The following is a 3,975-nucleotide window of genomic DNA, read 5'->3' as shown; positions in this document are numbered from 1 at the left end:
GCCATGTGACGGACGGCTCGCTGGACTTCGGACAGAGAAAAGATGTGTTCCATCAGCTCTGTCATTTCGGTGCGTGTCAAGTCCTTAACCTCCGGGGCAACGCTTTCCACCATGCCGCCCAGATTGCAAAGGCGGTGGGTGCGTTTCTTGCGTTCGCCTTTCTCATAGTGTTTCTTCCTCTGTTCCAGCCTTTGGAGCTTGTGCTGTTCCTGAAGAAGCTGAGCTTCAGCTTGTTCTTTTTCGGCTCTAAGCTGGTCGAGGGTTTTCGTTTTTGCCATGTTTCATGACCTCCTTTTTTGAAAATGGGTATAAAAAAAGACCGCTGATTTTTTCACACGGTCATGTGTATCAACGGTCTGTTTTTTAGTATTCAGTTGCAATGATTATCTCACTTTAGTTTACGATACCAGCTATATAATCATAATCAATTTTTTCTGAAACCACCTTGTAAAAGAAAGGGTCTTTCCGAATAGTATCATCGGAATTGATGATAAAGTTATTCCAATCATCGGCTTCATTACCATCGGATAAATAAATGGTCATCTTAAAGCTATATCCAGAATAACCAACAGACGGCTTCGACCTTTTTAACTTGATTTCATTTAGATTTTCAATAATATGTTCGATTTGTGTCTCATCTGTGATGTGAGTTGCATTTCCAGTATTTCCATTGAATACGACAATTTCTATAACTTCATCATGTTCCAAATCCATCAAGTTAATAGGAACATTGTACCAGATACCAATCCCTACTGCGAGAACCGCTACAATAGTTAGTAACATTACCAATTTCCGTTTCATAATTATGCTTCTCCTTTTAGTTGGATTTTCAAAATCAAACTTGCTGGCGGCGAACAGCATTTCATGCTGTTTGCGGACGGCAAGTCCACAGGGGATAGCCGCATAAGCGGCGCAAGGGGGTGTAGCCACCTTGTCGAAACGAAGTGACGGAAACATTCGAGGTCAGGCAGTTTTCTTCTGCTGACAGAGAATGAAGCTCCGCAGGACGCACTACTCTCGACAGAGAGTATAGAAGTGCGCCCTTAGAGTTCTAAGGGTATTTTTAGATAATTGGGAATGTTTCTTTGTCAAACTGCGTAACATTGAACACGATACGCCACTCGACATCATCACCAACCGGTTCAAAGTGCAGAGCAGAACAAGCAGCATGAAGTTTTTCTTGTGAATTTGTTCCATATATAACTGCTGTCGGACCATCTGCACCACCAATAACACCAACAACAAAACAGGAACTACTGCCAACTGGACGGAACGAATGATCGTCTGGTGTAACTTCTATCGGTCTATCGCCTTCATCACAGTCAAAAACCGAAATGTTCTCCATCGGTTCAGGGGTAAGTGTATAACTCATGGCAATATAATGTGTCGGATAAATCCAGCGATCAGAACCAAAACTATTTTGAGGAACTGTCTGCTGTTCTATTTCCTGCACGGTCAGTGTATGGGTTATTCCGCTAACAGGATGGGAAAACATAAATGAATCTCCGGGTGCGTGAACTTTGAAATGTGAGCCTGGAACTTGTCCTGGTTGCTGCTCCATTGTAAGAAAAAGTTTATTGATTTCAGGGTGATGCTTGGTTCCCCAAGGAAATACGTCTCTGCATATGACCCAGCCATAAGTACTATCCAGCCCATAATGGTCGATTGCCCATTTTGCTTCCAACTCATTGATAACGCCATCTGGCAGACAAGGATTAAAGCTCACAGCGCAGCCATGGGTTGTCTGTAATATTTTCTCGTTTAACTTCAAGCAAGGTTTGAAGTTAAAACAAAGTGGGTTTTCCCATTCCATCTGCATCTGTTGCTCACGGGTAAAATTTTCACATGAGTCATTTTCCCAGTCCAGATTCCATTTTTTCATGAAGTCACGGATGCTTTCTGAATCAACTCGCATACAAAAATCAACGACAAGTCCTTTGCTACATGAATAAGCAGCCGGAATTACCCAATGATATCCAGCCCAATCGAATTGTTTATCCAGCTTGATCTCTTTTCCGGCACGGTCTTTACCTCGATGTCCCCAGAAATCTCCATCAAAGTAGACCTTCCATTCAGGGGCAACCAATTCTGCCTCTGAAGTCATATCATTATCGTAATAATCTTCTGTGTATTTAATCTGACTGTAATCAAAGGAAGATTGCAGGTTTTTGATATATGTCCACGGTTGTTCCATAGGCAACAAATTCATCTTCTCTGAAATTTCCGATAAAGTTTGCTGTTGTTCCTGGGTTGTAGGGTTTTCATTGAGAAAGGCTTCAAACTGTGCTTCGTTCCACATCCACGCTTGTTCCACTGCCGCCACATCACCACAAGCCAGTATAAGCCGCAGAAAGTCGGTAAAATTTTCAGCTACTGGATGAACATAATCAGGAGAAGTATTCATGGGGCTGACAGAGAAAACCATCTCTCCAAATCCACGAATGAAACAGAAGTGGATACCATCTATCCCTGCCCATCCAAAAACCGATGCCCCTTTTGGGGTACAAAAATAATTTGTATTATCCTCACGGAGTTCAACTCCCACAGGACTTAAATCGACACCCCGCTGTAAAAATTTTTTCAAAATTCTATTCATTAAGCATCCCCCCATAAAATTAGTGCTATCACGCTCTTTATTGTAGTAAATTTTATCACAAGAGTGTGAATAAATCTACTGGCGAATGCTGAAACCGCCCGAACAGTTTCTTTCTGCTCAGGCGGCTTTCTTCATCTATTTTTCTTTCTTCTGCTGCACTTGTTCATGGGCTTCCTGCTGAACATCAGCCCAGCGGAAAAGCCATACTTGAAGTGACTTTCACTTTCTTCACATTGGGCGATTGCTGTCTGCGCCCGGAGTTCCTGCACCAGCTCATAGTCCTCTTTGCTGAGCCGCTGGGACAACTGCTCCATGAGCTTTTCACAGGCTATGACTGCCTTTCGGTATTCCGGTGATGTAGGTACAACTGTCTCGCAGGGATAAAACTCCCCATTATACATGGCTTCCAAAATCATAGCTTTACCTCTCTCAACAGTAGATTAGTTCCGTCTTGATGATTTCCTCTGCCCGGCAGCGGATGGAGTTCATTGACTGCACCCATAACATCTGATTTTCCGCTTTCATGGCTTCGGTCACGCCCTCGGCTTTCATCATCTGCCGGATAATCAAGTCCAGCCTGTCTGCCGCCTGCTCGTTCAGATCGGCAACGACGGTGTGGAGCCTGCCGGACAAAATTAGCTCGTTGTAAAGCATGGGACGGTGCAATTTCAGATAGGACTGGTGCAAGCGTCCCCAATGCCCAATAGGTCGGCGTTCCTCCGGCAGCTTCAAGTCCGGCACATAGTAGTCGCCCACCAACACATAGTCCATACCGTTCTCATGGATTCTCGGTTTCAACTCTTTCATAAAATCACGCTCCCTTTCTCGGTCCCAGCTGCGGCAAACTGCTCACCGGGATAAATACCCCTCTGGCAATATCCTCGGTGCGGATTGCCTGTTTTCTGGCTTCAATCTCCGCTTTTTTCTTGGCTTTCGTGCGCTCCTCATACTCTTTCTGTTTACCATTGGCTTTCCGCTTCAAGTAGTTCTGGTGGAGCCTGTCCTTGCGTTCCTCACGCTTGCGGATTTCCTCTAATTCCTCCGGGGTAAGCTCCACTTCGCCAAACGCAGGGGGAACGAAACGACCCACGAAATTGAAGTAAATCTCGACCTCCTGTGTGGTCTGAATACTGCCCTTGCGGTCACGCTCATGCACAAGGATTTTCTCAATAAACTCATTGAGCATGGCAATCGTCAGTTTGTCGAAGTTCTCATACTTGTCAATCAGAGCGATAAAACGGTCAGCGTCCTTTTCGTGCTTCTCGTAGCTCTTGATAGCCTTTTCCAGATCGGAGATTTCAACGGTAAGCTCGGACTGTTCCTTTTCGTATTGAGCGTCCAGAGTGGCGTATCTGCTGTCGGACAGCTTTCCTAAAATG

Annotated in this window: 6 protein-coding genes; all 6 read right to left on the bottom strand. The window is 44.7% G+C overall.

Annotated elements, in window-relative coordinates:
* Nucleotides 1-278 (bottom strand): DUF3847 domain-containing protein (locus tag I2C21_RS17265; protein WP_195279878.1); only part of this gene is annotated, 278 nt, incomplete at its 3' end.
* 115 nt (nucleotides 279-393) lie between these two features.
* Complete coding sequence (locus tag I2C21_RS17260) at nucleotides 394-957, bottom strand: hypothetical protein (protein ID WP_227156861.1); 564 nt, start codon at nucleotides 955-957, stop codon at nucleotides 394-396.
* A gap of 106 nt (nucleotides 958-1,063) precedes the next feature.
* Nucleotides 1,064-2,596 (bottom strand): hypothetical protein, encoded by a 1,533-nt coding sequence (locus tag I2C21_RS17255; RefSeq protein WP_015573038.1) that lies wholly within the window; start codon nucleotides 2,594-2,596, stop codon nucleotides 1,064-1,066.
* Between the two features lie 131 nt (nucleotides 2,597-2,727).
* Nucleotides 2,728-3,012: a DUF6809 family protein gene (locus tag I2C21_RS17250; RefSeq protein ID WP_005944778.1), complete on the bottom strand. Its 285-nt coding sequence runs from the start codon at nucleotides 3,010-3,012 to the stop codon at nucleotides 2,728-2,730.
* Nucleotides 3,013-3,025: 13 nt separating this feature from the next.
* Nucleotides 3,026-3,403 (bottom strand): TnpV protein, encoded by a 378-nt coding sequence (locus I2C21_RS17245; protein ID WP_005944774.1) that lies wholly within the window; start codon nucleotides 3,401-3,403, stop codon nucleotides 3,026-3,028.
* Nucleotides 3,404-3,407: 4 nt separating this feature from the next.
* The coding region (locus I2C21_RS17240; protein ID WP_195279877.1) for a DUF4368 domain-containing protein at nucleotides 3,408-3,975 on the bottom strand (568 nt) is incomplete at its 5' end.

The sequence above is a fragment of the Clostridium sp. J1101437_171009_A5 genome (genome assembly GCF_015547905.1).
Lineage (GTDB): Bacteria > Bacillota > Clostridia > Oscillospirales > Oscillospiraceae > Pseudoflavonifractor_A > Pseudoflavonifractor_A gallinarum.
Note: the sequence above shows the minus strand (reverse complement) of the source record. Positions and strands in the feature narration are given on the sequence as shown.